Below are 26,842 nucleotides of genomic sequence, written 5' to 3' on the forward strand. Positions count from 1 at the left end.
AGCCCCTCAGACCGGCCACAGCGGCGGCTCGGCCATCGCCTCGATCTGTTCGCGCAGCGCGTAGATGTGCTCCTGCCAGTAGTTCATCGTGTTGAACCACGGGAAGGCCGCCGGAAAGGCCGGGTCGTCCCAGCGCTGCGCCAGCCAGCCGGCGTAGTGGATCTGCCGCAAGGTGCGCATGGCTTCGACCAGATGCAGCTCGCGCGCATCGAAATCGCAGAAATCCTCGTAACCGGCGAGCAGGTCCGCCAGCTGCGAAATGCGCTCGTGCCGCTCGCCCGACAGCAGCATCCACAGATCCTGCACCGCCGGGCCGCTGCGCGCGTCGTCGAAGTCGACGAAGTGCGGGCCGCCGTCGGTCCACAGCACGTTGCCCAGATGGCAGTCGCCGTGCAGCCGGATCGTCCTGACGTTGCCGGCGCGCTCGAACGCTTGCGAAACACCGGCCAGTGCGTCGGCGATCACCTGCTGGTAGGCGGTTTTCAGTTCGAGCGGGATGAAGCCGGTCTCGATCAGCCAGCGGCTCGGCGTTTCGCCGAACGATGCCGGCGTCAGCGCCGGCCGGTGTTCGAACGGCCGCGTGGCGCCGACCGCATGAATGCGGCCGAGGAAACGCCCGAGCCATTCGAGCGTGCCCTCGCGGTCCAGCTCCGGCGCACGACCGCCCTGGCGCGGAAAGACCGCGAAGCGGAAGCCGTCGATCCCGGGGTTCAGCGTGCTGCCATTGATCTCCAGCGGTGGCACGGCGGGGATTTCCAGCGCCGCCAGCTCGGCGGTGAACGCGTGCTCCTCGAAGATCTGCGCATCGTTCCAGCGCCCCGGGCGGTAGAACTTGGCGATCACCGGCGCGCCATCATCGATACCGACTTGGAACACGCGGTTCTCGAAACTGTTCAGCGTCAGCAGGTGACCGGAAGTGGCAAGGCCGACGGCATCGAGCGAATCGAGCACGGTATCGGGCGTGAGCGTGGCGTACGGGGTGGTGTTCATCAAACGATTGTAAGCGATGCGCCGGACGAGCACGCGATCGCGCAGCACCAGCCCGGTGGTGCAATTCACCCTCCTTGTCACCGTGCGCAGCCATTGTTACAAAAATATTAAGTACAACATCAGCCAGACAAAAGCAGTCGCAATGCATCACCATGACCCCGGCATGAGCACCGATGATCTGCAGCGGTGCACTGCCAACCGGAAGTCGGCAACTTCAACCAAGGAGCGTTTCAATGAAAATCGGTGTTCTCGGATCGGGTGATGTAGCAAAGGCATTAGCAAGCGGTTTTCTTCAGCACGGCCACGAAACGATGGTCGGTACGCGCGACAAGCAAAAGCTGGCGCAATGGGCCGGCGACCACCCGCAAGGCCGGATCGGCAGCTTTGCCGAGACCGCGGCCTTTGGCGATGTCGTCGTCCTTGCCGTCAAGGGAGACGCAGCAGCGGCCGTGCTGGACGCTGCGGGCGCCGCGAATCTGGCCGGCAAGCCGGTCATCGACACCACCAACCCGATCGCCGACGCACCGCCGGACAACGGCGTGCTCAAGTTCTTCACCAATCTCGACGATTCGCTGATGGAACAGCATCAGCGGCAGTTTTCCGGCGTGCATTTCGTCAAGGCATTCAACTCGGTCGGCAACAACCGCATGGTCAACCCGCAGTTTGCGGATGGAAAACCGACCATGTTCATCTGTGGCAACGATGCCGCCGCCAAACAGACGGTCAGCGATCTTCTCGACCAGTTCGGCTGGGATGTGGCCGACATGGGCAAGGCCGAGGCCGCGCGTGCGATCGAACCGCTGTGCATGCTGTGGTGCATTCCGGGCTTTCTGCGCAACGAGTGGTCACACGCCTTCAAGCTGCTGCGCGCCAACGCCTGAGCCGCATTGCCTGCGCGGAATGCAAGCCACGCCTTGCGTGGCTTTTTTATCGGCGCAAGTTCAAAGAACGGTCAAACGATGTGTGCTCCCTGCTTCAAATGGCTGGTTTGGACCACCAATCCCGCCGCAGCAATGACTGGGCGCGCGTGCATTTGAAGTTCAGATTGCCCGTTCGCTCAACGACAGCGCATGCCGCCATGCCGGCTTCACCCGGTAAAGCTGCGCCGGACGATGCGCACTCCCGCTGGAAAAGACACCCGGTATGGCCTCCAGTACGTCGAGTTCATCCATCTTGCGACGAAAACTTACCTTGTTCAGCGACTCGCCCAGCAGCGCTTCATACACGGCCTGCAACTGCGGCAGCGTAAACGGCTCCTGACACACGTGTACCGGCAACGAGGAGTAACTGCTCTTGTTGCGGACCCGTTGCACGGCGCTGGCAACGATTTGCGCATGATCGAAGGGAACGCCACGCAGGTCATCCACCGGGCACAGCACCGCATCCGCCGCCTCGGTGACCAGCGTATCGGGGACCAGTGCGTAATACGCCACGCTGATCGACCAGCCGCGCGGATCACGGGCCGGACCGCTGAAGGTAGCAAGCTGCTCAAGATAGGGGCTGTGCACGCCAGGTTTGTCGCGCAGCACGCGCAAGGCGGCATCGCGGGTATCACGATCGCTGTCGGTATGCACATAGCCGCCAGGCAGTGCCAGCGTACCGGCAAACGGCTCGCGCTCTCGCCGGTGCAGCAATACCTGCAGCACGCCTTCGCGCAAGGTCAGCAGCACCACATCCACCGTGCAGATCACTTCCTGCATGCCTGCCCCGCCTTCAATTAGAAACATCGATAAACAAACATCCAGAGACCGATTCTACTGAATAAGCGTCGGTATGTAGCCACAATAGTGCACACACAATGTGCTCACCAAAACACTTAGTTGCAAGTATATCCTAAGCAACCTACAGTACAGACACACACCAGCCGACAGAGGACCACCATGCGCACCCAGCTGTTGATCATCGATCCACAAAACGACTTCTGCGATCTGCCAGCCACCTTCTGCCCGGCCGATCCGCTTGCAGCAGACAAGCGCCTGGCACCCGCGTTGCCCGTAGCCGGCGCGCACGCCGACATGCTGCGGCTGGGCCGGCTGATCGACGCCCTGGGCGGCCGCCTCGATGCGATCACCATCACGCTCGATTCACATCAACGGCTGGACATCGGCCACCCCACGTTCTGGAAGCAGGATGACGGCAGCCCGGTGGCGCCGTTTACCGCGATCAGCGCCGCGGAGGTGGAAAACAAGCGCTACCGTCCGCGCGACACCGCAGCCACCACGCGGGTGCTGGCCTATCTGCGCGAACTGGAAGCCAAGGGGCGTTACACCCACATGGTCTGGCCTGTGCACTGCGAAATCGGCAGTTGGGGCCATGCCGTGCACGCCGGCCTGCGCGCAGCCTACAACCGCTGGGAAGAGCGCGAACTGAAGATCGTAGCCAAGGTGGTCAAGGGCACCAATCCGTGGACCGAGCACTACAGCGCCGTGGAGGCGGAGGTGCCCCTCGCGGATGATGCAAGCACCGGCACCAATGCGGCCCTGGTCGCCATGCTGGATGCCGCGGATACCATCCTGATCGGCGGTGAAGCCGGCAGTCACTGCGTCAAGGCCACCACCGAGCATCTGGTCGCCCATCTGCCCGATGGCGCAGCGCGACTGATACTGCTGACCGACTGCATGAGCGCCGTCGGTGGCTTCGAAGCACAGTACCGCGATTTTCTCGCAGACATGCAAGCGCGCGGCGCGCGCCTCGCCACCAGCGAGCAGATTGCAGCGGAATGCATGGCGTAAGCCTCACGAATGGTGGGAAGATGCCGCCCGCCCCGTCCTTGTAACAGTAAAAAGGAAGCCGAGATGAATGCCCCCGTCGTGCGCAGCCTGCTGGAAAACGACCTCTACAAGTTCACCATGTGGCAGGCGCTGCTGCATCGCCATCCCGGTGCCATGGCCGAGTACGCCTTCGTCTGCCGCAATACGCCAGCCTTCCCGCTTGCCGAACTCAAGGTTGCGGTCGAAGCCGAGCTGGATGCACTGTGCACGATGCAGTTTGCCCAGGACGAGCTCGACTATCTGCGGAGCCTGCGCTTCATCAAGGGCGATTTCGTCGACTTCCTCACGGTGTTCCGCTTCCAGCGCCACTTCGTCACGGTGGAAACGGCCGGCGACGCACTCCGGATCGTGGCCCGTGGCCCGCTGGTCCATGTGATGGGCTTCGAGATTTTCGTGCTTTACATCGTCAACACGCTGTACTTCCGTCGTCTCGGCGAGCGCGACGCTGTACTGGACGTTGCGCGACAGCGTCTGGCCGCCAAGATCGCCAGCTTGAAGGCCGCGGCACCCGAGCTCGCCGACAGTGGCGACTTTCCGTTCATCGCCGTCGACTTCGGCCTGCGCCGCCGCTTCTCGGCGGAGTGGCACGACGAAGTGCTGGAAACACTGACGCGCGAGGTGCCGGCGTTCGTGCGCGGCACGTCCAACGTCTACCTCGCCAAACGCTATGGCCTTACCCCGATCGGCACCATGGCGCACGAGTACCTGCAGGCCTATCAGGCGTTCGGCTCGCGGCTGCGCGATTTCCAGTCCGCTGCGCTCGAAGGCTGGGTTCAGGAATACCGTGGCGACCTGGGAATCGCACTGACCGATGTGGTCGGCATGGACGCCTTCCTCGCCGACTTCGACCTCTACTTCGCCAAGCTCTTCGACGGACTGCGCCACGATTCCGGCGATCCGGTGGTCTGGGGCGACAAAGCCATCGCCCATTACGAAAAACTGCGTATCGACCCCAGGACCAAACAGCTGGTTTTCTCCGACGGCCTCACTGTCGAAAAGGCGCTGGACCTGCACCGCCACTTCCGCGGCCGGATCCGGACCAGCTTCGGCATCGGCACCAGCCTGACCAACGACACGCCGCTGAAACCGCTGAACATCGTGATGAAGCTGACCCACTGCAACGGGCAGCCGGTTGCCAAGCTCTCCGATGCGCCGGGCAAGACACTGTGCGAGGACCAGACTTTCCTCGCCTACCTGCGCCAGGTGTTCAATCACACCGCCAGCTGACGACGAGGACGACGTATGTTGCGCATGACCGTAGCCCAGATCAATCCCACCGTCGGTGACTTCGTCGGCAACCTCGCGCTGATGCGCGCCGCGGCGGAAACAGCGCAGCGCGCTGGCGCCGAGCTGGTGGTGTTCCCCGAACTCTCGCTCACCGGTTACTACCCGGGCGACCTGCTCGACGAGCCGGCCTTCCTTGCCGCCACCGATGCGGCCCTCGCCGAGCTGCTCGCCGCCAGTCGTGCTACTCCCGGCCTCAACTGGGTGATCGGCGCCCCGACGCGGCACGAAGGGCCGGGCAAGCCCTTGTTCAACAGTCTGCTGGTCGTTGCCGACGGCGCGGTTCGCCTCAGCTACGCCAAGCAGTTGCTGCCCACCTACAACATTTTTGACGAACATCGCCACTTCGAGCCGGGGCCGGACGCCAATCGTGTACTGCGCATCGGTCCGTGGCGCATCGGTTTCCTGATCTGCGAGGACGGCTGGAACGATGATGGCCGCGCCTATGCGGTGAATCCGTTCCAGCGCCTGGCCGAGGCGGCACCGGATCTCGTGGTGTCGATCAACGCCAGTCCGTCCAATGTCGGCAAACGCGAGCAACGCCACCAGCTGTTTGCCGCCGCGAGCCGCCGCCACGATCTGCCGCTGCTGTATGTAAACCAGATCGGCGGGCAAGACCAATTGGTGTTCGATGGCGCGTCCTTCGCCGTCACGCCACGGGATGGCGTCGTCTTCGAGGCAGCGCGCTTTACCGAGGACATCCGCACGCTGGGTTTCGACGGTACGCACTTCACCGCCGCCGATGGCTCCGCGCTGCCCACCGTCGACCCGGCCGGCCTGCCGGTGATGGCGTTCTACCGCCAGCAGATCGTGCTGGGACTGAGGGACTATGCCCGACGTTGCGGTTTCGGCCGCGCCGTGATCGGCTGCTCGGGCGGCATCGACAGCGCGTTGACACTGGCGTTGGCGGCCGAAGCGCTGGGTGCGGAAAACGTGGTCGCCATCACCATGCCGTCGCGTTTCTCCAGCGCCGGCAGCGTCGACGATTCGGTGACGCTGTGCCGCAATCTGGGCGTGCAGCTGATCGAGCACCCGATCCGCGACATGGTAGACGCCTACGCCGCCGGCTTCGCCAGCGCCTTCGGTGCACCGCTGGCCGGCCTGTCGCTGGAAAACCTGCAGGCGCGGGTGCGCGGTACGGTACTGATGGAGTACTCGAACAGCTACGGCCATTTGCTGCTGACCACCGGCAACAAGAGCGAGATCTCGGTCGGCTACTGCACGCTGTACGGCGACACCAACGGCGGGCTGGGACTGATTGGCGACTTGTACAAGACCGAGGTATTCGCGCTGAGCCGCCATCTGAACGAGGCGGCCGGCCGCGAGATCATTCCGTTGGCCATCATCGACAAGGAACCGTCCGCCGAGCTGGCGCCCGACCAGCGCGATACCGACAGCCTGCCGCCTTATCCGGTGCTCGATGCACTGCTCAAGGTGCTGGTCGAGGGCACCCGGCTGGGTCAGGACGAGCGCAAGCATGTCGAAGACGAATACGCCCGGCTCACCGACAGCACGGCAGGCATTGCGCTGGTCACGCGCATCCGCGGCATGATCGCCCGTAACGAATACAAGCGGCGGCAGGCACCGCCGATCCTGCGGCTACGCGCCCGAGCCTTCGGCAGCGGCCGGCAGATGCCGATCGCCGCCAGCCACCTGTTCTGACCGGATCACACTGAATACCTCATGAGCCAAGATTTCGATTGCGCGGTACTGATCGGCCGCTTCCAGCCCTTCCACCTGGGCCATGCCGCCCTTCTGACCGAGGCGCTGCGCGCCGCACCTCAGGTGGTGGTGGTGCTCGGTTCCGCCCACCGTGCACGCGATGCCAAGAACCCGTTCAGCTGGCAGGAGCGCGCGGCAATGATTTCGGCCACGCTGAGCGAAACCGATGCCGCCCGTGTGCGTTTTGCGCCGGTGCGCGACCATTACGACGATGGCCGCTGGACCGCCGCCGTTCGTCATGCAGTCGACGGCGACACGCCGCCACGCCGCGTTGCGCTGATCGGCCATGCCAAGGATGCCTCCAGCTACTACCTGCAGCGCTTTCCCGGTTGGACGCTGCTACCGCTGCCGGCACAGGGCGAACTCGATGCCACCAGCCTGCGCCAGATCTATTTCGGCGTGGACGATGAAGTAGCGGCCGATGCACTCCTCGCCACGCTGCTGCCGCGTGCCGTGGCCGGCTACCTGAAAGGCTGGCGCGCACTGCCGGCGTTTGCGCCGCTGCGCATCGAGCACGCAGCGCTGATCGAAAACCGCAAGCGCTGGGGCAGCGGCCCGTTTGTCACGCTCGATGCCGTGGTCGAGATCGCCAGCCATGTGCTGCTGGTCGAGCGCAAGCACGCACCGGGGCAAGGCTTGTGGGCGCTGCCCGGCGGTTTTCTCGACGGCCGCGAACGACTGCTGCAAGGCGCGATTCGCGAGCTGCGCGAGGAAACCGGGCTGGCCCTGCTCGACAGCACGCTGGAGGCTGCACTGCGCGGCGTGGCGGTATTCGATCATCCCGATCGCAGCCTGCGCGGTCGTACCATTACCCACGCCCACCACTTCGCCATCACCATGGACCGTTTGCCCGAGGTGGCCGGCAGCGACGATGCCGCAGCCGCGCGCTGGGCACCGATCGGCGAACTGGCCACCATGGAAGACCGCTTCTTCGAAGATCATTTCCACATCCTCGACCACTTTCTCGACCTGACCCGCTGACCATGTCGCTGCTCGCCCCACTGCTCGAACCCGTTGCCACGATCATGGGCATGCCCTTGTCCGTCGGCGATCTCGCCGGATTTGCCACCGGCCTCGTTTGCGTCTGGCTGACCACGCGCTCGCATATCGGCAACTTTCCGGTCGGCATCGTCAACTGCGTGATTCTGGGCCTGGTGTTCGTCGAGCTGCGGCTGTTTTCCGACGCGGGCCTGCAGGTCATCTTCATCATCATGAGCCTGATCGGCTGGCGTGCCTGGCTGCGCCATGATGGAAACGCTGCCAGCCTGCCCGTGTTCCGCTCCAACGGCCGCGAATGGTTGCTGCTGGCGCTCGCCGCCAGCCTCGTCACACTGCTGCTGCGGCAGCTGATGCTCTGGGCCAAGGGCAGCGCACCGCTGCTGGATGCGCTAATCACCGCGATGAGCCTGTGTGCGCAATGGTTGCTGAATCAGCGCCGCCGTGACAGCTGGCTGTGGTGGATTGCGGTCGATGTCGTGTCGATTCCGCTCTACCTCAGCCGCGGCCTGCCGCTGATTGCCGTTCTCTACACGGTGTTCCTGCTGCTGTGCATCCGTGGCTGGTTTGCCTGGCGCGCGCCGCAAGCCGTCGGAGCCACGGCGTGAACCGCGTCGAGTTCCGGCACGGACTGGTGATCGGCAAGTTCTATCCGCCCCACCTTGGTCACCTCTACTTGATGCGCACCGCGGCGAACCACTGCCGGCAGGTGACGGTAGCGGTACTGGGCGCATCGGTCGAATCGGTATCCATCACCGACCGCGTCGCCTGGCTGCGCGCCTGCCTTGCCGACCTGCCCAATGTCTGCGTGGTCGGTGCGCTCGACGATGTGCCGGTCGATTACCACGACCCGGCCATCTGGGATGCGCATGTCGCGATCATGCGTTCAGCGGTGGCACAGGGCACGGCGGCCGGCGTTGCCGTCGACGCGGTCTTCACATCGGAAGGATACGGAAGCGAGCTGGCGCGACGCTTCAATGCGGCGCCGGTTTGCCTCGATCCGCAGCGCGCGCTGCATCCGGTTTCCGGAACGGCCGTCCGTGCCGATCTGGCGGGACAATGGCGGCAACTGCCCGCGCCGGTACGCGCCGGCCTCGCCATGCGGGTTGTGGTGGTCGGCGCGGAATCAACCGGCACCACCACGCTGGCCCGTAATCTGGCCGATGCGTTGAAGGCGCGCGGTGGTGTCTGGGCGGCAACACAATGGGTCGCCGAGTACGGGCGCGAGTACAGCCAGAACCTGCTGGCGCTGGCGCGTGCGCGCAATCCGGCTGCGCGACCTCAGGACGTGCACTGGCACGCTGACGATTTCACGCGGATCGCGGCCGAACAGACGCGGCGCGAAAACGACGCTGCCAGCGAATGCGGCCCGGTGCTGGTGTGCGATACCGATGCACTGGCCACCTGTATCTGGCACGAGCGCTATCGCGGTACACGCCATCCCGGCGTCGAGTCGATCGCCGCTGCCATGCCTTCACGGCAGTTGTATTTGCTGACCGATCATGCCGACGTACCGTTCGAGAACGATGGCCTGCGCGACGGAGAAACGCTGCGTCCCTGGATGACACAGCGTTTTGCCGAGGTCCTCGCCGGGCAGTCGGTGCCCTGGCTGCGGCTGGCCGGCTGCCGGGCTACACGGCTGACCAAAGCACTGGCCGCCGTTGACGCGGCTTGGCAACGGCACGCCTGCTTTTCGCTGCCGCTGGAGCAGCGCCTCACCGCATGAACGAGCAATGGCGGCAGGACTTGCCAACGCCTCGCCGCCCCAGCCCGGCATTCCGGTCTGAAGCCGGAGAGAATGTCTGCAACCGATTCACGCCTGCCATCGCAGCGGAAAAAGGCAAACAGACCTTAAAGTAGCGACTGCGCTGCATCGGCGCAGCCAACGAGGATGACATGCACGCTTCCGAGCGACTCGCCCGATCGCGCCCCGGCTTGGCCGGGCGGCTCGATCCGCAATTGCTGCGCGTACTCAGCGCCATCGGCGCGGGCGTCGTCGGTGCGCTGGCGGTCTGGCTGTTCCATCAGGCGCTCGAACACACCGAAATCCTGCTTTACGGCCACAGCGACGGTCTGGTCGCGGCCGCACGCGGATTGCCGGCTTGGCAGCGCATCGTCACGCCGGTACTTGGCGGTCTGGCGGCCGGCACGCTGCTGTGGCTGTGGAACCGGACGCGTGCCAGCACGCCCCGCCATGCCGACGACTACATCGAGGCCGTCACCATCGGCGACGGCAGGCTCGATCAGCGCGGTGGCTTCGGCAAGATCATCGCGTCGTTTCTGGTGGTAGTCGCCGGCGGCGCGGTCGGTCGCGAAGGCGCAATGGTGCTGCTGGCCGCGCTGACCTGCTCCTTCATCGGCACGCGCGTCCGGCATCTGGTCGATCTGCGGCTGGTCGTGGCTTGTGGCGTTGCGGCCGGCTTTGCCGCCGCGTATCACGCGCCACTGGCGAGTTCACTCTTCATTGCCGAAGTACTGCTCGGCTCGCTGGCGCTGGCGGCCATCGGCCCGGTGATCTTGGCTGCGGTGACGTCGGCCCTGGTCACCTACGCGCTTTCCGGCGACGGCAAGCTGTATCAGGTCGCCGCCAGCGCGCCGCTGGATGCAACCGGGCTGGCCCTGGTCGCGCTGATCGGCGTCGTTGCCGGCGTGCTCGGCCCGCTGTTCCTTGCCTGGCTGGACGCGAGCCGCAAGGGCTTTGCCCGGCTGAACTGGCCCTTGCCGCTGCAACTGGCCGCCGGCGGCCTGCTGGTCGGTCTGGTCTCGGTGCTGCGGCCCGAAGCCTGGGGCAACGGCTACAGCGCGGTGCAGGCCTTTCTGCTGGCACCGGCAGCGTGGCAGATCGTGACGCTGATCCTCGTTTGCAAGCTGATCGCCGTTGCCGGCAGCATCGGCTCCGGCGCGCCGGGCGGCATCTTCACGCCGACACTGCTGGTCGGCGCCGCGTTCGGCCAGCTGGCCGCACGGCTGCTTGCCCCGCTCGCCCCCGGCGCCGGGCATCCGCTGCTGTTCACCATCTCGGGCATGGGCGTGTTCCTTGCCGCAACGACGCATGCGCCGGTGATGTCGGCACTGATGGTGCTGGAGATGACCGGGCAGGTCCAGCTACTGCTCGCCTTGTTGCCGGCCTGCGTGATCGCGGCGGGCATTTCGCGGCGATTGCGGGCGACGTCGGTGTACGCGAGTCATTGAACGGGTAAAGGCGGCTAGGCAAGTCGGCAGCAAACGCGGAAAATCGCGCTCCTGCATCCACCAGATTCATCCGGCTTCACCATGCTCAGCTACCGCCACGCCTTCCACGCCGGCAATCACGCCGACGTCCTCAAGCATTTCATCCTCGTCGAGCTGCTGAGCTATCTGAACCAGAAGGACAAGGCCTACTGGTACATCGACACCCATGCCGGCGCCGGCCTGTACCAGCTGACCGAGGGCTATGCGGCGAAGAACGCCGAGTTCGAAGGCGGCATTGCCCGGTTGTGGCAACGCAAGGACCTGCCGGAGCCGCTGGCGCGCTACGTCGAAGTGGTCCGCCGCTTCAATCCGGACGGCAAACTGGCGTTCTATCCGGGCTCGCCGCTGGTCGCGCAGGCGGTGATGCGCCGCGACGACAAGCTGCGGCTGTTCGAGCTGCATCCGAGCGACAGCAAACTGCTCGAAGCCAATTGCGAAACGCTGGGCCGGCAAGCGCAGGTCAGCGTCGGTGACGGTTTCAACGGTCTGAAATCGGTGCTGCCGCCGCCGCCGCGCCGCGGACTGACGCTGATCGATCCGCCGTACGAGGACAAGGGCGACTACCGCACCGTGGTCAAGGCCATGGAAGAAGGCCTGCGCCGCTTTGCCACCGGCACCTTCGCGATCTGGTATCCGACGCTGCAGCGCACCGAATCACGCGAGCTGCCCGAGGCGCTGAAAAAACTGCCGGCCAAGGGCTGGCTCGACGTGCGCCTGCAGGTGCAATCGCCATCGACTGACGGCTTCGGCATGCACGGCAGCGGCATGTTCATCATCAACCCGCCCTACACGCTGGCCGAAACGCTGAAATCGGTGATGCCGCTACTGGCCGACGCACTGGCGCTCGATCAGGGCGCAGGCTTCAAGCTCGAACACCAGTCGGCCTAGCTACGCCGTTCGACGTATCGCACGGCCGACCGCCGCGTCGATATACTGAAGTCGACGTCATCCAGAGGAAAGGAATCCATGCGCACGCTTCGTCTTCTCGTCACCGCTCTTGCCTTCGCCGCGACCGCCCCGGTCTGGGCCGCGCCGATCAACGTCGCGGTGGCCGCCAACCTGCAGTACACCTTCGACGATCTGGCCAAGGCGTACAAGGCCGAGACCGGTCTCGACGTGAACCCGAGCTATGGCGCATCGGGCAAGTTCTTCGCGCAGATCGGCAACGGCGCGCCGTTCCACGTTTTCCTCTCCGCCGATGCCAGCTACCCGCAGAAGCTCGACACGGCCGGACTGACGCTCGAGCCGAGCAAGGTCTACGCGCACGGCACGCTGGTACTGTGGACACTGAAGGACCTTGACCTCAAGCAGTGGGAAAAACTGGTCCGCGAACCGGCCATCGAACGCATTGCCGTCGCCAACCCGGAAACCGCACCGTACGGCCGTGCCGCGGTACAGGCGCTGAACCACTACAAGCTGACCGAGGCCACGCATTCGAAGCTGGTCTTCGGCGAAAGCATCGGCCAGACCAACCAGTTCATCTCGACCCGCGCAGCGGACCTCGGCTTCACCGCCAAGGCCATCGTCATCTCGGCCGAAATGCAGGGCAAGGGCCGCTGGCTCGAGATTCCCGCCACCGCCTACGAGCCGATCGCCCAGCGCGCCGCCTTGCTCAAGTACTCCGGTGATCACGACACCGCCGACGCCAAGCGCTTCTACCAGTTCCTGTTCTCGCCGAAAGCGCAGGACATCTTCAAGCAAGCCGGCTACAAGCTGCCATGAACCGCATCCCCGCCACCCTCACCCGGGTCGAGTACGGCGCCGGCATGACGCTGGTCGAAGCCGATGCCAGTGCCGCCCCGTACGGCATGACGCTGGTTGCCACCGTCGTCGGCGAAGTCCCGCTGACGGCCGGAATGCTGGTCGTCCTTGCCTGCAAGGAAACCGAAGTCGCGCTGGCAAAGAACCTCAGCGGCGAGATCAGCCTGCGCAACCGCCATGCCGCACGTGTCGTCGGCATCGATGCAGGCACCGTGCTGACACGGGTCTCGCTCGACTGGCATGGCCACCCGATCGCCTCGGTGATCACCAGCGGCTCGGCGCAGCGGCTCGGCATCCGTATCGGCGACAGCGTCGAATGGCTGGTCAAGGCCAACGAAATGGCGGTGGAAACCGCGTGATTGCACTGCAGGCCGCCGACATCCAGCCGTTCTGGCTGACGCTCAAGCTGGCAACGATCACCACGCTGGTCCTGATCGTGCTGGCGATTCCGCTGGCGCGTTGGCTGGCCTTTGGCCGCTCGCCGCTGCGACCGATCATCGAAACGCTGTGCAACCTGCCACTGGTGCTGCCGCCGACCGTACTCGGCTTCTATCTGCTGGTGTCGTTCAGCCCGGTGTCGTTCACCGGCCGCTGGCTGCAGGATGTGCTCGGGCTCAAGCTCGTGTTCACCTTCAGCGGCCTCGTCATCGGCTCGGTGATCTTCAGTCTGCCCTTCATGCTGCAGCCGCTGGTGGCCGCGTTCCGCCAGCTGCCATCCAACCTGATCGACGCAGCGCGTACGCTCGGCAAGACCGAAGCCACGATCCTGGCCCGGGTGATCCTGCCCAACGCCCGCGCGGGCCTGCTGTCCGGCACCGTGCTGGCGTTCGCGCACACCGTGGGCGAATTCGGCGTCGTGCTGATGCTCGGCGGCGGCGTGACCGGCGATACCCAGGTCGCATCGATAGCGCTGTACCGCAAGGTCGAGGCGCTCGACTACGCCGGCGCGCACAGCTACGCGCTGGTGCTGGTGTCGTTCGCTTTCGTCGTATTGCTGCTGCTGCGGCTGATCCAGTCGCGCAGCGAGACCCGGCCATGCTGAATCTCGCGCTGACCCACACGATTCCGACGCCCGAAGGCCCGCGCCCGCTGCAAGTCGAACTCACGCAGGCACCGGGCGAGCGGCTGGCGCTGTACGGCCCGTCCGGCGTCGGCAAGACGACGCTGCTGCGGCTGATCGCCGGCCTTGCCCGTCCCGACCAGGGCCGGATTGCATTCGGCGACACCGTCTGGTGCGATACCGAGCGTCGCGTACACGTTCCGGCGCGCGAACGCCGCGTCGGTTACGTGTTCCAGGATTACGCACTGTTCCCGAACATGCGCGTCCGCGACAACCTCGCCTTCGCCCAGCCGCACCCCGACCGGAACCGGCTGGACGAATTGCTCGCGCTGACCCGGTTAGCGCCGCTGGCCGACCGCTACCCGCAACAACTCTCCGGCGGCCAGCGCCAGCGCGTCGCGCTGGCCCGGGCACTGGCGCAGGAACCGCAACTGCTGCTGATGGACGAACCGCTGTCGGCGCTCGACCCTGCCTTGCGCGTCGCGCTGCGCGAGGAAATCGACGACATCCTGCGCAAGGTCGCGCTGACGACCGTCATCGTCAGTCACGATCTCGGCGACGTCTTCCGGCTGGCGCAACGCGTTGCCGTGCTCGAACCGGGCAAAGTCGCCGCGCTCGGCACCCCGCGCGACGTGCTGCTGCCACCCACGCCCAGCGGCCGCCACGCCCTCTCCGGCATTGTCCTCGCCATCGACCCCGCCGACGTGCTCTGGCGCGTCACCGTCGCCATCGGCAACGACACGCTGGCCACGCTGAGTGCCGACGTCGAGCACCTGCGCGTCGGTGCACCGGTGGCGGTGCAACTGAATGGCAGTAGCGCCGTCTTGCAGCCTGTCTGAGCGCTTTCCCACGGAATGACCATGAACACCACCGAATTGCAGTCACGACTGCGCGCCTTCAGCGCCGAACGCGACTGGGACCAGTTCCATACCCCGAAAAATCTCGCCAGCGCGTTGTCGGTCGAAGCGGCCGAGCTGCTCGAACTGTTCCAGTGGCTGACGCCCGAACAATCGCAGTCGCTGTGTGCCGATCCCGAGTTCGCAACCCGGCTGGGCGAGGAAGTCGCCGATGTGCTGCTCTATCTGCTGCGACTGGCCGACGTCGCCGGGCTGGACCTGAATGCGGTGGTCGAGCGCAAGCTGAAGCTCAACGCTGAAAAGTACCCGGCCGAACTGGCGCGCGGCCACGCCCGCAAGCTCGATGCGCGCAAGGATCAGCCATGAACACCTTCTTCATCACCGGCACCGATACCGACGTCGGCAAGACGGTCGCCACCTGCCAGCTGCTGCGGGGCTTCGCCGCGCACGGGCTGCGTGCTGTAGCGATGAAGCCGGTTGCTTCCGGCTGCACCACGATTGATGGTGCACTCGTCAACGCCGATGTCGTTGCGCACCGTGCCGCCGGCAACGTCGTCGTTCCGGACGAGCTCGCCAGCCCGTACCGCTTTGCACCGCCCATTTCGCCGCATCTCGCCGCCCGCGAGGCCGGCGTTGCGGTCTCGCTCGACCACCTCGCCGCATGCGCGGCGCAGTTGCAGACACTGACCGACGTGCTGCTGATCGAGGGTGCCGGTGGCTGGCATGCGCCGCTGACCGACGAGGCCGACATGCAGGTACTGGCGCAGCGCTTCAACGTGCCGGTGATCCTTGTCGTCGGCATGCGCCTCGGCTGCCTGAATCACGCGCTGTTGTCGGCCAATGCCATCATCGCCGCCGGCCTGCCGCTGGCCGGCTGGATTGCCAACCGCGTCGATCCGCGCATGGACCGCTACGCCGACAACCTCGACTGGCTGCAGCAGCACCTGCCGGCGCCGCTGCTCGGCGAGATCGCCCACGCGCCGGATGCCGCAGGCGGCACGCTGGACACACCGGCCGTTGCGCAACTGATCGCGTAAGTTTGAAAGCTGCTTGCCGCCAAGGCCGCCACATTGCACACTTGGCGGTTTGATCCCGACCGGCTCATCATGCGCGCCATCCGACTGCTCCTGACCCTTGCTTTTGCCTTGCTGCTTGCCGCCTGCGGCAAGCCGACCGTTTTTCAGGGCAGCGATATTTCCGGCGCGGATTTCGGCGGCGATTTCACGCTAACGGCACAGGATGGCAAACCGCGTAAGCTGTCCGATTTCAACGGCAAGGCCGTGGCGCTGTTCTTCGGCTATACCCAGTGCCCGGATGTCTGCCCGACGACGATGGTCGAGCTCAAGGACGTGATGAAGCAGCTCGGCCCGGATGCCGACAAGGTGCAGGTGCTGTTCGTCAGCGTCGACCCCGCGCGCGACACCAACGCGGTGCTGGCGCAATACGTGCCGGCATTCGATCCGCGCTTCATCGGCCTGACCGGCAGCAAGGCGGACGTCAACAAGGTGGCCGAACAGTACAAGGTCATCGTCCAGCAGCAAGGCAGCGGCGCCAACTACACCGTCGACCACAGCGCCGGCACCTACCTGATCGACAAGCACGGCAAGCTGCGGGTACTGGTGAACTACGGCGCCGGCAGCGCGGTACTGACCCACGATCTGCGCGCCCTCGTCCAGGAATAATCCCCGTCCATGCAAGACCCGAACACCCACCCGCTGGCCGAGAGCGACGATCTCGCGCCGTACACGCTGGGCAACCCGCTCGAAGTCGCCGCCGTCCTGCGCAATCTGATGAACCGCGGCGATTTCGTGACCATCTACTTCGACCACGGCAAGTCGATGCTGACCACGCGCATCCTCGACGTCGACCCCAAGGCACGGCGTTTCCGTTTCGACTGGGCCGGACAAGATGCAACCAATCGTGCGCTGCAGGCGTCACCGCGCAATGTCTTCGTCGCCCTGCCCGACGGCGTCAAGGTGCAGTTCGTCTGTGCGGCGCCGGACATCGTCCAGCACGAAGGCGCGCCGGCGTTCGAAGCCGCACTGCCGGCACAACTCGTCAAACTGCAGCGGCGCGAGTTCTTCCGCCTGCAGACGCCGATCGTCACCCCCTACCGCTGTCACACCCACCTGCCCGACGGCACGGCGGTCGGCTTCAATCTGCACGACATTTCGCTCGGCGGTGTCGGCCTGTGGGCCGGTGCGATCAATGCCGGCCTGCTGACGCGCGGCGAGATCCTGCGCGATGCAACGCTGGAACTCGGCAGCGGCATCAGCTTCCAGACCGACCTGTCGGTGCGCGGCGTACGCACGGTGTTGCTCCCGCAAGGCGAGCAGCAGCTGCTCGGCTGCCAGTTCGTTGCCCTGCCGCGCGGTGCCGAGGCCGCACTGCAACGGCAGATCGCCCAGCTCGAACGCGAACGCCGGGCACTGACGGGCTAGCCGCCGCTCCGCTTTGCGGCCAACCAGACGGCCACACTGGGCCAGCGCAATTGCAGGCGCAGCTCGCGCTTGATCCGTGTGTTGTCGAGGCGTCGCGATTCGTTCAGATAGCTCAGCAAACCCGGTGACACCTGTGCCTGTGCATCCGCACGGCTGACACGCGGCACCCGTGGCAGGTCCAGCAGATCGGCCACCTGATCGAACCAGTCACCCATCCTGCCCGGCGCATCGTCGCTGGCGTTGTAACTGCGCAGCGGCGCGGCGCGGAACAACGCCAGACACGCGGCCTGGGCGAGATCGTCGGCGTGGATGTGGTTCGAGTAACTGTCTTCCGCGGCCGCAATCGCCGGCTCGCCGCGACGGATGCGCGCCTCCGGCAGCCGGCCTTCGGCGTAGATGCCGGGCGCGCGCAGCAGCCCGAGCCTGACCCCGTGGCGGCGGGCAAACGCGCGCAACTGCGATTCGGCATCAGCGCGGCGCTGCGCTCGCGGCGAATCGGGTGCAGCCGGCCGGGTTTCGGCGACCCATGCACCGTCCGCGTTGCCGTACACACCGCTGGTGCCGATATAGGCCAGCCGGCGCGGGGCACTATGGCGCTGTGATAAACTCGACCCGACCGAACATCGCGCGGGCCGGGCCAGCGCGGCCAGCAGCCGGCGAGTGCGTACATCACGCGCGCCGGACGTGGCAGGCGGCGCACTGTGAATCACCCAGTGGGCAATGCCCGCCAGCCGCTGCGGAACCCCGGCATCGAGATCGGCCGTCACCGGCACCACACCGAGTGCACGCAGCCGCGCCGCCGATTCAGGCGAACGCGCGCTGGCATAGATTTGAAAGCGCCGCGCCAGCCAGGGCAAGGCACGGGCCATCACGTCGCCACAGCCGATGATCAGCAGTCGTGGTTTGGCCGGGTTCGGGGTCCGTTTACGCAAGTTCATCCAATTTACGAAGACGCAGGAATGTCGAAGCAACTTACCATTCTGCCCTCGGGCCAGCAAATCAGCCTCGAAGGCGACGAAACCCTACTCGATGCCGCCATGCGCAGCGGCTTCAACATGCCCTACGGCTGCAAGAACGGCGCCTGCGGCGCCTGCAAGGGACAGGTCGTCGACGGCCGGGTCGAGCACGGCCCGCACGCCGAGTCGGCGCTGTCGCAAACCGAAATGGAACGCGGCCTGGCGCTGTTCTGCTGCGCGACTGCGGTCACCGATTCGGTGACGATCGAATGCCGCGAAGTCGCCGCGACCAAGGACATCCAGATCAAGACACTGCCGTGCCGGGTGCAGAAGATCGACAAGGTCTCGCACGACGTCGCGGTGCTGTCGCTGAAGCTGCCGGCCACCGAGCGGATGCAGTTCCTCGCCGGCCAGTACATCGACATCCACACCAAGACCGGCAAGAAGCGCAGCTTCTCGATCGCCAACGCGCCGCATGACAGCGAATACCTGCAGCTGCACATTCGCCATGTCGCCGGCGGCGATTTCTCCGAATACGTGTGGAACGAGCTGAAGGAGCGCGAGATCTTCCGCTTCACCGGCCCGCTGGGTTCGTTCTTCCTGCGCGAGGATTCGGACAAGCCGATCATCTTCCTTGCTACCGGCACCGGTTTCGCGCCGATCAAGGGGATTCTCGAGCACGCCTTCAACAAGGGCATCCAGCGCGAAATGATCCTCTACTGGGGCGCGCGCACGGTCGACGACTACTACATGACCGAGCTGACCGATGCATGGCAGCGCGAGCACCCGAACTTCACCTTCATCCCGGTGCTGTCCGAGCCCAAGGGCGAATGGGCCGGCCGGACCGGCTTCCTGCACGACGCCATCACCGACGATTTCGGCAGCCTGGCCGGCTGGCAGGTCTATGCCTGCGGCGCACCGGTGATGGTCGAAGCAGCCTATCAGCACTGCGTCGCCCGTGGCCTGCCGGAAGACGAGTTCTTCTCCGACGCGTTCTTCTCGTCCAAGGACACCGCCAAGAAGTAAGCGGCGCCGCTGCAAACGAAAAACCCGGCCATGGCCGGGTTTTTTCATGGCAAGCCGGCGAAATTCCGCTTACTTGTTCGCCTTCATTCCCGCCGTCAGCGTGGTGATGTTGTGGCGGTACATGTTCAGATAGCTGTCGGCCTCCGGGCTTTTCGACAGGGCATCCGAATACAGCGTGCCTTCCAGCGAGGCTCCCGTTTCACGGCTGATCTGCTCGATCAGTTTGCGGTTGCTGATATTCTCGACGAACACCGCCTTGATGCCGCTCTGCTTGATCTGGCGGATCAAGTTGCCGACATCCTTGGCGCTGGCTTCGGCCTCGGTCGACAGCCCTTGCGGGGCCAGCAGGGTGATCCTGTAGCGCGCGCCGAGATAGCCGAACGCGTCGTGGCTGGTGATCACCTTGCGTTTGGCCTGCGGAATCGCCGCGACCTGCGCGTCGGCCCACTTCGACAGCTCGACCAGCTGGCCGTCGTATTTTTTCGCGTTCGCCTGATACAGGCTGGCACCGGCCGGGTCGATCTTCGCCAGCGCCGCGGCGATGTTCTTCACCATCAGCCGCGCGTTGCCGATGTCCTGCCACGCGTGCGGATCGGTACCGTGATCGTGGCCGTGATCGTCGTGGTCATCGCCGGCCATGGCGCGCGGCTTGATGCCCTCAGAGACGGTGACCACGGTGCCCTTGTACTTGCTCGACGCGGTCAGCCGCTTCATCCAGCCTTCGAAACCGAGACCGTTGACGAAGAACACCCGGCTCTTGGCCAGCGTGCCGACGTCGGCCGGTGTCGGTTGGTACACATGGGCGTCGCCGTCGGCGCCGACCAGCGTCGTCACCTTGATGCGGTCACCGCCGACGTTCTGCACCAGATCGCCAAGAATGCTGAAGCTGGCGACCACCGGCAACGGCTCGGCCGCCTGTGCGACACCGCTCAATCCGAAGGCCAGCGCCACGCTGAGAATGCAACGACCGAACATGCTTTACTCCCCCAGGAACAACAAGTTGACTAGCGCGTATCGCTTTGCGGGCCGCGCTGTCCGCGCCAGCCGTGCGGTGCCACGGTCAGCGAGACAAGGTAAAAGAGGCTGGCCACCAGCACGATGGCCGGCCCGGACGGCAGCCCGGCGTGGTACGACACCAGCAGGCCGGCGACCGTCGAAACCAGTCCGACCAGCCACGCCACACCCATCAGCCCCGGCAGCGTATCGGCCCACAGCCGCGCCACCGTGGCCGGCAGCATCATCAGCCCGATCGCCATCAGCGTACCCATGGCCTGGAAGCCGGCGACGAGATTGAGTACCGTCAGCACGATCAGGCCAAGGTGATACGGACTGCCGCCGCGCCCCGCCGCAGCAAGGAACCCCGGATCGACGCATTCGAGCACCATGCCGCGGTAGCACAGCGCCAGCCACGCGAGACTGATCGTCGCCACCCCGGCGACGACATAGAGCGCCGCATCGTCGATCGCCAGCACCGAGCCGAACAGCAGGTGGATCAGGTCGACCTGGCTGCCCCAGCGCGAGATCAGCACCACGCCGAGCGCCAGCGCCATCAGGTAGAAGCCGGCAAAGCTCGCGTCCTCGTTCAGCACCGTATAACGCCCGGCAACACCGGCCAGCACCGCCACCAGCAGCGCCGCGACAATGCCGCCCCCGGCCAGCCACGGCAGCGCGAAACCGCCGATCAGGTAACCGACCGCCGCGCCCGGCAGCACCGCGTGCGACAAGGCATCGCCCATCAGGCTCATCCGCCGCAACACCAGCAGCACACCAACCGGCGCGCAGCTCAGCGCCAATACCACGCAGCCGACCAGCGCACGGCGCATGAAGTCGAACTCGGCAAACGGCGAAATCAGCAATTCGTGCAGGCTCATGATCCCGCCTCCTCGGCCAGCGGGTTCACCCACAGCGAATGACCGGTAAAGCCGATCTCGGCACGCGCAGCGGCCAGTACCGCCGCCGTCGCGCCCCAAGCCTGCACCGTACCGGACAGCAGCAGCGTTTCATCGAAATGGCGCGACACCAGATCCAGATCGTGCATCACGGCAATCACCGTGCGGCCCTCGATCTGCCAGTCCGTCAGCTGCTTGAGCAGCAGATCGCGGCTGGCCGGATCGAGATTGTTGAGCGGCTCGTCAAGCAGCAGCACCGGCGCGTCCTGCACCATCAGCCGCGCAAAGCGTGCACGCTGCAGCTGCCCGCCCGACAGCGTACCGATCGGCCGGTTGGTCAGCTCTGCCAGCCCCATGTGTGCCAGCGCGTGCGCAGCCCGCTCCTGCTCGGTGCGATCCAGCCGGCGCCACGCACCGCTGCGCCGCCAGCTGCCCGACAGCGCCAGCTCGGCCACCGTCATCGGAAACTGCCGGTCCAGCTCGGTGCGCTGCGGCAGGTACGCCACGCGCTCCGGCGTATGAATCTGCCCCGACGACGCCGGCAGCAAACCGGCCATCGCCTTGAGCAAGGTCGTCTTGCCCGCGCCATTGGGACCGACGATGGCCGTCGAGCGCCCGGTGGTAAACGTACCGCAGACCTCGGCCACCGCCAGACGCTGGCGATACTTCACCGACACATGATCAAGCGTGATCATTGCAGCGACCACGCAACCAGCGCCCAGACCAGTGCGATCAGCGGCGACACCAGCAGCAAGCGCTGGCCGGCACTGAGCGCAAACAGCCAACTGGCCAGCCGCCGCAGCACGCTGGGGAGGATATTCGAAACGTTATGAGTCATCACATGACGCCCGCTGCGTCAGACAGCGGGCAAGGCTAGTTGCAACTGAATTGCATTTTAGCCACGAATCCATCCCGTGTGAATCATGTTTGCCACATCACGCCTCGCAAAAGAGTTCCCAAGCACGCCCCGAGCCGCTAGAATGCCGTTCTTCGCCGGTGTAGCTCAGTTGGTAGAGCACCTGACTTGTAATCAGGGGGTCGCGAGTTCGAATCCTGCCGCCGGCACCAATACCGCTATACAAATCAATACGTTAAGCAGCATCTGGCGTAAATTTGGCGTAGCAGCAAAAAAGAAACCCTCAGCTTCGGCTGGGGGTTTTTGCTTTTCCGGTACCTGCTTTACACCTCAGTCCATGACAGTCAGCCTAGCGCCATGCAGGCTGCATGAATCTGCAAGATTCCGCATGAAAAATCAGGGGTTCCCTTTCTCGGCCTAGGGCGCATTCCGCCAAGGTCGAGCGGCCAGTGCATGGGTGCATGAAAACCACCCCATTTAGCGGGCAGGCGTGGCGGGGAGACGACTGCGCGCGCCAACGTTGTCGAGGTACATCCTTGGCCTTACTAGGTAAGATCTAGCCACTTTCTATTCGATACAATGACCTAGGTCGTAAGGCACTGTTCCTTTGACAGTTCAACCTGAGTCTACTCAGTTGTAGGAGGGCTGGCTTCATTGAGTCTGCTCCGCCAACTGGAGAGTCAATAACAATTTTCAGACAACAAGCCGCCGGAATTTGCACATAACAACCACGAAGTGCAGTATTGCTAATATCGCGTGATTTACATACACCACTGCTCAACCAAAATTAATATCACAATTAACAAAATCAACAAACAAAGGAGCCAACCAATGGCCATCGATGCAATTGAATTCTAGAAAAAGTCAATTCATTCTATAGCGGCGCCTTTGGCCAACTTGTAACATTTACTATCGGACTTCTCGCATTAGTTGGAGTAATAATTCCCTTCGCCATTTCATGGAATCAACAACGTCAATTAAAGCATGATCACGAGAGTCTCAATAAAAAAATTGAGGAGGAATTGGAAAAACACAAATACGAATTAACCAAGCATCTAGAACATGCACTCGATTCCAACAATAAAAAGTTAGAAGAACTAATAAACGAATCAAAAAAAGAAATTGCAAAGGAAATTGGCATCATAGATGCACTGGGAAATGGACGCTCCTTCCACCAGCAAGCACTTAGCATGAGAGATATCATGCCTGCGTCCGCCGCCAGTGATGCACTTAGCGCAGTAATGTATTATGCGGCAGGAAACGACGAAAGAAACCTTAGAGCAGCACTTGTCGTGTGGGAGGAATGCATTCCAAAGTGTACCAACGAAGAGCTAGAGACATTCCAATACGACCGCTCCGTTAATGATGCAATCAAGGCCTTAGAAGGCCTTAATAAAAACGGCAGATACGCAGAAGACATCCGCTCAATTGCACGTGAAAATAAAAAAGCAATGCTTCGCACGAAAGAATCTACAGCTGATATCGAGACTAAGTAATCACCTGGTTTCGCACCGAATTTTCAAAATCCAAAGAAAAAAGGCACGCTGTTCAGCGTGCCGCTTCGAGTCCAGTCAAATTCTGTGCTCAGGTCGTGCTGCCAGCTTCCGGCAGCACATACGGCTCGAACTCGATCACCTTCTGGCCTACCCACTCGTTCAACTCCATGAACCTTGCCTGCAGCGGCCCGATCTCGTTCCGTGCGAACACTTCGGCCGCCTGCGCCGGCGAGCCGAAGCCCCCCGTGTTGGTCGGGATGATGCCGATCAACTGCGGTGGCACACGATGCGCAGCGAGCTGGTCGTCGCGGGTCACGTTCTTGATGTTCAGGAATTCATCCTTGGCCGCCACTTCGCTGATTGGCAGCAGCTGAATGCCGTCCTTCTTTCCGCCCGGGGCATACACCATCAGATTGCGGAAGTTGCCCGGCCCCTTGCTGTTCTTCAGTGCCGTGCGCATCGCGTTGATGTCGTCCTCGTTCTGCACGGTGTCGGTCATGTACAGCACGAACCCGGCGTGGCTGCCGTTCTTGTAATAGCGGCGCCGGAATAGTGTCGATGCCTCGTTGAGCCAGGCCGAGCTGAGTGCGCTTAAGTATTCGGGCAGGCCATACACCTCCTGGTCGATGTCGTGCTCGAGCAGATGGAACACGCTGCCGGGCTCGAACTCGTGTTCCTCTCCCGTAGTCGGCACGTACCAGTAGCCGTCGAGGTCAGTGCTGCGGCGAACGTACTTGGCCAGCGCTGGCTTGAGCGAAAGCGGCCGTCCGCTCATTGCGTCGCGCCGCTCCAGGTAGGCATTGCCGAACACGAGGAAGTCCAGCACCCAAGCCGAGAATGCCGAACGGCTCAGCAGCGGATGTGGCTTGAATGTGCTGACCAGAATGTTGCGCTTCACGTAGAGCGGCGAGCTGTGGTGCGGCGTCACCCGGAACGTCTTGGCCAGCCCTTCCCAGCTGATGGGTGGCTCGTACCAGCGGCCGTTGTGCAGGCACTGCAGGTAATCGAAGATCCCGCGGCGATCGAGCACCGCCTCCGGGTCGCCGAACGTGAACACTTCAACGGTCGACGCGCCGGTCGACGGCGCGTCCTGTGTATTAGGGTGTGCCGTGTGTGCGACACGGCGCGGCTTTCGTCTGCTCATCAGCACATCTCCATAAAGCTGCGGTTATTGCCTGTCGCGCCTTCCAGTGGCTCATGCGACAGCGCGTGCATGCACGCCCACGCCAGATCGGCGTGGCCGGTTTCATCGGATCGGCCGGCTTCGTACGTCACCTGTCGGCCGCTTGCGGTCAGGGTTTTGCGGATGGCCATGAATGCCTGTGCCAGATCGGTGCCGTCGAACTCCAGCCGGCCCTTGCTGATCACGTCGTAGGCTTTGAGGACCAGTCGGGTTTTCACCTCGGGCGAGTAGCTGATCTGTTCGGCCGCCGGGAAGAACTGCCGCACCAGCTGATAGACGCCCTGCCCGATCCCGGTGGCGTCGATACCGATGTAGGTCACCCGGTAGCGCTCGGTGATGGCACGAATTGCCGACGCCTGCGCCTCGAAGTCCATGCCTCGCCACTGGTGCTTTTCCAGCACACGGAACTTGCCACCTGCCGTGGTGGCGGCGGCTGGTCTACCTCGTCGTGTCGTGGTCGGTCGGCTATGTCTGCGCGGCCGAAGTGGTGCGGCTGACGCCGATCAAGAGCACCGGCGCCGCGGCGTTCCTGCTGTCGCTGCTGCTGGTGACCGGCGCCCTGGCGCTTGTCGAGCGGGCAAAAGCGTTCGACTTCGCCGGCTTCTTCGCCGGCCTGATCAACAACCTGTTCGGCAAAGGGGGGAAATCGTGAGTCTGCTCACCCTGCTGGCCTGCTTCGCCATGCTGATGGCAATCGGCCGCATCCTGTTTTACCAGCGTGCTGGTGCCAGTTTCCGACGCCATCATTCGGTCATGGCTTAGGTCGTGCTCGCCTGCATGATCTTCTCGGCCGGCGGCATCCTGCTCGGCTGGTATCCCGTCGTCCCGCGCGGCATGGATCTGCTCGTCATCCTGTTTTGCGCCAAGGTCTGGCGCGACAAGGGCAACGTCGCCCGCGTGTTCGGAGACGGACCATGGTGATGACCTTGCGCAATGGCGATCAGGGGCAGGCTGTCCGCGACCTGCAACGCCAACTGATCGCCACCGGTTACCGGCTCAACGCGGACGGCTGGTACGGCGAATCGACCGAATCTGCCGTGCGCCGCTTTCAGCAATCGCACGACCTCGTCGCCGATGGCCTTGCCGGCCCCAAGACGCTGCAGACCCTGCGCGCTGGTGGCGCCGATCCGCGCCTGATGACCGGAGCCGACCTGCAGCGCGCCGCCGACCTGCTCGGCGTGCCGCTGGCCTGCATTCAGGCCGTCAACGCGGTGGAAAGCCGCGGCTCGGGTTTTCTCGACGATGGCCGCCCGGTCATCCTTTACGAGCGCCACATCATGTACCGGCAGCTCGAAAAGGCCGGTCATGCCGCAGCCGCGATCGCCAGTCGTTACCCCGATCTGGTCAACACCGCCCGAGGCGGCTACGCCGGCGGCAGCGCCGAGTACGTCCGCCTCGCCAATGCCCGGCGCATCGACGACGCCTGCGCGCTCGAAGCCTGCAGCTGGGGCGCGTTTCAGGTCATGGGCTATCACTGGCAAGCGCTCGGCTACGCCAGCATTAACGAGTTCGTCGAGCGCATGCAGCGTAACGAGGGCGACCACCTCGAAGCCTTCTGCCGCTTCGTACTGTCGGAACCGGCCCTGATCAAAGCGCTCAGGGGCCGCAAGTGGGCAGATTTCGCCCGCGGCTACAACGGCGCCGCCTACCGCGAAAACCTTTACGACGTGAAGCTGGCCCGCGCCTACGAGCAGTTCACCCGGGTCGCGGCATGAGCTGGCCTGCGCTGCTCAAGCCGATCGGCAAATGGCTGCTGTATGTACTGCTGCTGGCCGGCGCCATCAGCCTGATCTGGCTGGATGGCTACCGTAGCAGCGATGCCAAGTGGCGCCTCGCCGATCAGCAACGCAAGGCCCGCGATACCGACGCCATGGCCGAGCGCATCAACACAGCCCGCCGCGACGAACGCGCCGCCGCCGCTTCACAAACCGCCATCGCCACTACCTATCAGGAGCGTCTGCAGAATGAAATCGCTGACCGTGACCGTGCCATTGCTGATCTGCGTGCTGGCACTCGCAGGCTGTACGTCCCTGTCCGTGCCGGTAGCTGCGAGCCAGTGCCCACAACTGCCGCCGCCGGACGCGGCGGTGATGGTGAAGCGAGAGCCGAACTATCGATCGAGGCTGGCGAATTTCTTGAACGCCTCGGCAGCGACGCCGACCAGCTCGCCCGTCAGCTCGACGCCTGCCAGTCCACCGTCCTCAACGACCGTAGATTGATAAATGGGACGGCGGAGAGACTGTGACTCACATCTATTTCAGAGGTCCGGTAACGCCATACCGTATTGCCGACTTGTCGGTCCGTAGAAACTGGCGTGGCAAGC

31 protein-coding genes, 1 tRNA gene and 1 pseudogene are annotated in these 26,842 nt (G+C 64.2%); 24 read left to right on the forward strand and 9 right to left on the reverse strand.

All coding sequences use genetic code 11. The features are described from left to right. Positions 1–6 precede the first annotated feature (6 nt). Positions 7–990 (reverse strand): serine/threonine protein kinase, encoded by a 984-nt coding sequence (locus JMJ54_RS03715; protein ID WP_203536586.1) that lies wholly within the window; start codon positions 988–990, stop codon positions 7–9. A 233-nt stretch (positions 991–1,223) separates the two neighbouring features. Here JMJ54_RS03715 and JMJ54_RS03720 point away from each other — a divergent pair, with 233 nt between their 5' ends. Then, complete coding sequence (locus tag JMJ54_RS03720; RefSeq protein ID WP_203536587.1) at positions 1,224–1,871, forward strand: NADPH-dependent F420 reductase; 648 nt, start codon at positions 1,224–1,226, stop codon at positions 1,869–1,871. Between the two features lie 159 nt (positions 1,872–2,030). Here the strand turns inward: JMJ54_RS03720 and JMJ54_RS03725 are convergent, their stop codons facing one another. Continuing rightward, positions 2,031–2,690, reverse strand: a complete 660-nt coding sequence (locus JMJ54_RS03725; RefSeq protein WP_203536588.1) for an NUDIX hydrolase — start codon at positions 2,688–2,690, stop codon at positions 2,031–2,033. Between the two features lie 180 nt (positions 2,691–2,870). Between JMJ54_RS03725 and JMJ54_RS03730 the strand changes: the two genes are divergently transcribed. The 16 genes from JMJ54_RS03730 (at position 2,871) to JMJ54_RS03805 (ending at position 17,113) form a co-directional block, all read left to right on the forward strand. After that, positions 2,871–3,722, forward strand: coding sequence for a cysteine hydrolase family protein (locus JMJ54_RS03730; RefSeq protein WP_203536589.1), 852 nt, complete (start codon positions 2,871–2,873; stop codon positions 3,720–3,722). Between the two features lie 63 nt (positions 3,723–3,785). Continuing rightward, positions 3,786–4,988 carry a nicotinate phosphoribosyltransferase gene (gene pncB / locus JMJ54_RS03735; RefSeq protein WP_203536590.1) on the forward strand — a complete coding sequence of 401 codons (1,203 nt, stop codon included), beginning with the start codon at positions 3,786–3,788 and terminating at the stop codon, positions 4,986–4,988. A gap of 24 nt (positions 4,989–5,012) precedes the next feature. After that, positions 5,013–6,707 (forward strand): NAD+ synthase, encoded by a 1,695-nt coding sequence (locus JMJ54_RS03740; RefSeq protein ID WP_203536591.1) that lies wholly within the window; start codon positions 5,013–5,015, stop codon positions 6,705–6,707. A gap of 21 nt (positions 6,708–6,728) precedes the next feature. Beyond that, positions 6,729–7,748 carry a bifunctional nicotinamide-nucleotide adenylyltransferase/Nudix hydroxylase gene (locus JMJ54_RS03745; protein WP_203536592.1) on the forward strand — a complete coding sequence of 340 codons (1,020 nt, stop codon included), beginning with the start codon at positions 6,729–6,731 and terminating at the stop codon, positions 7,746–7,748. A gap of 2 nt (positions 7,749–7,750) precedes the next feature. Next, positions 7,751–8,371, forward strand: coding sequence for a nicotinamide riboside transporter PnuC (gene pnuC, locus JMJ54_RS03750; protein ID WP_203536593.1), 621 nt, complete (start codon positions 7,751–7,753; stop codon positions 8,369–8,371). Further along, the gene (locus JMJ54_RS03755) at positions 8,368–9,489 is read left to right on the forward strand and encodes an AAA family ATPase (protein ID WP_308437968.1); all 1,122 of its coding nucleotides are present in this window, start codon (positions 8,368–8,370) and stop codon (positions 9,487–9,489) included. Before pnuC ends, JMJ54_RS03755 begins: the two co-directional genes overlap by 4 nt. Before the next feature lie 170 nt (positions 9,490–9,659). Then, positions 9,660–10,955 carry a voltage-gated ClC-type chloride channel ClcB gene (clcB, locus tag JMJ54_RS03760; RefSeq protein ID WP_203536594.1) on the forward strand — a complete coding sequence of 432 codons (1,296 nt, stop codon included), beginning with the start codon at positions 9,660–9,662 and terminating at the stop codon, positions 10,953–10,955. A gap of 81 nt (positions 10,956–11,036) precedes the next feature. Continuing rightward, positions 11,037–11,882, forward strand: a complete 846-nt coding sequence (locus tag JMJ54_RS03765; protein WP_203536595.1) for a 23S rRNA (adenine(2030)-N(6))-methyltransferase RlmJ — start codon at positions 11,037–11,039, stop codon at positions 11,880–11,882. A gap of 78 nt (positions 11,883–11,960) precedes the next feature. Continuing rightward, positions 11,961–12,716, forward strand: coding sequence for a molybdate ABC transporter substrate-binding protein (gene modA, locus JMJ54_RS03770; RefSeq protein ID WP_203536596.1), 756 nt, complete (start codon positions 11,961–11,963; stop codon positions 12,714–12,716). Continuing rightward, positions 12,713–13,114: a TOBE domain-containing protein gene (locus tag JMJ54_RS03775; RefSeq protein WP_203536597.1), complete on the forward strand. Its 402-nt coding sequence runs from the start codon at positions 12,713–12,715 to the stop codon at positions 13,112–13,114. The genes modA and JMJ54_RS03775 overlap by 4 nt, the downstream gene beginning before the upstream one ends. Continuing rightward, the gene (gene modB, locus JMJ54_RS03780) at positions 13,111–13,797 is read left to right on the forward strand and encodes a molybdate ABC transporter permease subunit (RefSeq protein ID WP_308437969.1); all 687 of its coding nucleotides are present in this window, start codon (positions 13,111–13,113) and stop codon (positions 13,795–13,797) included. The genes JMJ54_RS03775 and modB overlap by 4 nt, the downstream gene beginning before the upstream one ends. Next, on the forward strand, positions 13,791–14,654 hold the full coding sequence (locus JMJ54_RS03785) for a sulfate/molybdate ABC transporter ATP-binding protein (protein WP_203536599.1): 864 nt from the start codon (positions 13,791–13,793) through the stop codon (positions 14,652–14,654). The genes modB and JMJ54_RS03785 overlap by 7 nt, the downstream gene beginning before the upstream one ends. 21 nt (positions 14,655–14,675) lie before the next feature. Next, positions 14,676–15,038, forward strand: coding sequence for a nucleotide pyrophosphohydrolase (locus JMJ54_RS03790; protein WP_203536600.1), 363 nt, complete (start codon positions 14,676–14,678; stop codon positions 15,036–15,038). After that, positions 15,035–15,709 (forward strand): dethiobiotin synthase, encoded by a 675-nt coding sequence (gene bioD, locus JMJ54_RS03795; RefSeq protein ID WP_203536601.1) that lies wholly within the window; start codon positions 15,035–15,037, stop codon positions 15,707–15,709. The genes JMJ54_RS03790 and bioD overlap by 4 nt, the downstream gene beginning before the upstream one ends. 69 nt (positions 15,710–15,778) lie before the next feature. Further along, the gene (locus JMJ54_RS03800; protein WP_203536602.1) at positions 15,779–16,354 is read left to right on the forward strand and encodes an SCO family protein; all 576 of its coding nucleotides are present in this window, start codon (positions 15,779–15,781) and stop codon (positions 16,352–16,354) included. Between the two features lie 9 nt (positions 16,355–16,363). After that, positions 16,364–17,113: a flagellar brake protein gene (locus JMJ54_RS03805; protein WP_203536603.1), complete on the forward strand. Its 750-nt coding sequence runs from the start codon at positions 16,364–16,366 to the stop codon at positions 17,111–17,113. Here the strand turns inward: JMJ54_RS03805 and JMJ54_RS03810 are convergent. Beyond that, entirely contained in the window at positions 17,110–18,051 is a 942-nt protein-coding gene (locus JMJ54_RS03810) for an NAD-dependent epimerase/dehydratase family protein (protein ID WP_203536604.1), read from the reverse strand. The two genes, JMJ54_RS03805 and JMJ54_RS03810, sit on opposite strands and share 4 nt — an antisense overlap. Before the next feature lie 21 nt (positions 18,052–18,072). On the opposite strand from JMJ54_RS03810, the gene JMJ54_RS03815 reads away from it, so the two are divergent. Then, entirely contained in the window at positions 18,073–19,095 is a 1,023-nt protein-coding gene (locus JMJ54_RS03815; protein ID WP_203536605.1) for a CDP-6-deoxy-delta-3,4-glucoseen reductase, read from the forward strand. A gap of 69 nt (positions 19,096–19,164) precedes the next feature. Here JMJ54_RS03815 and JMJ54_RS03820 read toward each other — a convergent pair whose 3' ends face one another. Genes JMJ54_RS03820 through JMJ54_RS03835 form a run of 4 tightly spaced genes read right to left on the reverse strand, consistent with a single transcriptional unit; the run spans position 19,165 to position 21,822 of the window. After that, complete coding sequence (locus tag JMJ54_RS03820) at positions 19,165–20,070, reverse strand: metal ABC transporter substrate-binding protein (protein ID WP_203536606.1); 906 nt, start codon at positions 20,068–20,070, stop codon at positions 19,165–19,167. Between the two features lie 29 nt (positions 20,071–20,099). Next, positions 20,100–20,966 carry a metal ABC transporter permease gene (locus tag JMJ54_RS03825; protein WP_203536607.1) on the reverse strand — a complete coding sequence of 289 codons (867 nt, stop codon included), beginning with the start codon at positions 20,964–20,966 and terminating at the stop codon, positions 20,100–20,102. Continuing rightward, positions 20,963–21,679: a metal ABC transporter ATP-binding protein gene (locus JMJ54_RS03830; RefSeq protein WP_203536608.1), complete on the reverse strand. Its 717-nt coding sequence runs from the start codon at positions 21,677–21,679 to the stop codon at positions 20,963–20,965. Before JMJ54_RS03830 ends, JMJ54_RS03825 begins: the two co-directional genes overlap by 4 nt. Next, positions 21,676–21,822: a hypothetical protein gene (locus JMJ54_RS03835; protein ID WP_203536609.1), complete on the reverse strand. Its 147-nt coding sequence runs from the start codon at positions 21,820–21,822 to the stop codon at positions 21,676–21,678. Before JMJ54_RS03835 ends, JMJ54_RS03830 begins: the two co-directional genes overlap by 4 nt. A 154-nt stretch (positions 21,823–21,976) precedes the next feature. Here JMJ54_RS03835 and JMJ54_RS03840 point away from each other — a divergent pair. Beyond that, positions 21,977–22,052, forward strand: a tRNA-Thr gene (locus tag JMJ54_RS03840). A gap of 810 nt (positions 22,053–22,862) precedes the next feature. Beyond that, positions 22,863–23,336 (forward strand): hypothetical protein, encoded by a 474-nt coding sequence (locus tag JMJ54_RS03845; protein WP_203536610.1) that lies wholly within the window; start codon positions 22,863–22,865, stop codon positions 23,334–23,336. A gap of 88 nt (positions 23,337–23,424) precedes the next feature. On the opposite strand, the gene JMJ54_RS03850 is transcribed toward JMJ54_RS03845, so the two are convergent. Beyond that, positions 23,425–24,480, reverse strand: coding sequence for a phage portal protein (locus tag JMJ54_RS03850; RefSeq protein WP_203536611.1), 1,056 nt, complete (start codon positions 24,478–24,480; stop codon positions 23,425–23,427). Next, a pseudogene (locus JMJ54_RS03855) lies at positions 24,480–24,926 on the reverse strand (phage terminase large subunit family protein); the annotation flags it as partial. The gene JMJ54_RS03850 and the pseudogene JMJ54_RS03855, both read right to left, overlap by 1 nt. Here JMJ54_RS03855 and JMJ54_RS03860 point away from each other — a divergent pair. The 4 genes from JMJ54_RS03860 (at position 24,866) to JMJ54_RS03875 (ending at position 26,764) form a co-directional block, all read left to right on the forward strand. Beyond that, positions 24,866–25,171 (forward strand): putative holin, encoded by a 306-nt coding sequence (locus tag JMJ54_RS03860; RefSeq protein WP_238999845.1) that lies wholly within the window; start codon positions 24,866–24,868, stop codon positions 25,169–25,171. The pseudogene JMJ54_RS03855 and the gene JMJ54_RS03860 overlap by 61 nt on opposite strands. 113 nt (positions 25,172–25,284) lie before the next feature. Further along, on the forward strand, positions 25,285–25,440 hold the full coding sequence (locus tag JMJ54_RS03865) for a hypothetical protein (RefSeq protein WP_203536613.1): 156 nt from the start codon (positions 25,285–25,287) through the stop codon (positions 25,438–25,440). After that, entirely contained in the window at positions 25,434–26,234 is an 801-nt protein-coding gene (locus tag JMJ54_RS03870; protein ID WP_238999846.1) for an N-acetylmuramidase domain-containing protein, read from the forward strand. Before JMJ54_RS03865 ends, JMJ54_RS03870 begins: the two co-directional genes overlap by 7 nt. Further along, entirely contained in the window at positions 26,231–26,764 is a 534-nt protein-coding gene (locus JMJ54_RS03875) for a lysis system i-spanin subunit Rz (protein ID WP_203536614.1), read from the forward strand. The genes JMJ54_RS03870 and JMJ54_RS03875 overlap by 4 nt, the downstream gene beginning before the upstream one ends. Positions 26,765–26,842: the final 78 nt, after the last annotated feature.

It is taken from the genome of Jeongeupia naejangsanensis, assembly GCF_016865585.1.
Lineage (GTDB): Bacteria > Pseudomonadota > Gammaproteobacteria > Burkholderiales > Chitinibacteraceae > Jeongeupia > Jeongeupia naejangsanensis.